The 529-nt window shown below is 58.0% G+C and carries 2 protein-coding genes; both read right to left on the bottom strand.

The window, feature by feature from the left end; translation table 11 throughout:
• Positions 1-319 (bottom strand): head-tail joining protein (locus MTCD1_RS18450; RefSeq protein WP_088569002.1); only part of this gene is annotated, 319 nt, incomplete at its 3' end.
• 11 nt (positions 320-330) lie between these two features.
• A partial coding sequence (gene gpFI / locus MTCD1_RS18445; protein WP_235013377.1) for a DNA-packaging protein FI occupies positions 331-529 on the bottom strand: 199 nt, incomplete at its 5' end.

The raw sequence follows: 529 nt of genomic DNA, 5'->3' as shown, positions 1-529 counted from the left end.
GTCCAAGCCAGAGATGACAACTTCCGCCATCATCCGGCGAAACCCGATCTACCCAGAAATTTTCCTCACCGATGGTCAGCGTGTCTCCACGCCGCAGCTGCCGCACCTCATCAGTCCGGACAAACAGGGACGGGCTGGAGCCTTCAACGCGCACGCCCTGTCCGGCATAGCTGATATTTTCAGGGTCATCAAAAACACCACGTATCACCGCACCTGACTGCTCACCGGATGTAATGGTGGCTGACGTTCCCATGTACCCGCGTATCGTTTCATCGGCGCGGGCAATGGCAGCATCGAACAGGTTATCGAAATCAGCCACAGCGCCTCCCGTTATTGCATTCTGGCCAGGCCGCGCTCTGTCATTTCGGCTGCCACACCGGCAGAGACACGAAACGCCGTTCCCGGCAGCACAAATGCCACAGGTTCATCCCGCGTGGCGTGAAGTGCATCAGTATGCAGCTTCACCAGTGCCACGACCGTGACCAGTTCAGACGTATCCAGAATCACGGTATCCGGCTGCGCTGATCCC

It is taken from the genome of Colwellia marinimaniae, from assembly GCF_002207865.1.
GTDB lineage: Bacteria > Pseudomonadota > Gammaproteobacteria > Enterobacterales > Alteromonadaceae > Colwellia > Colwellia marinimaniae.
Note: the sequence above shows the minus strand (reverse complement) of the source record. Positions and strands in the feature narration are given on the sequence as shown.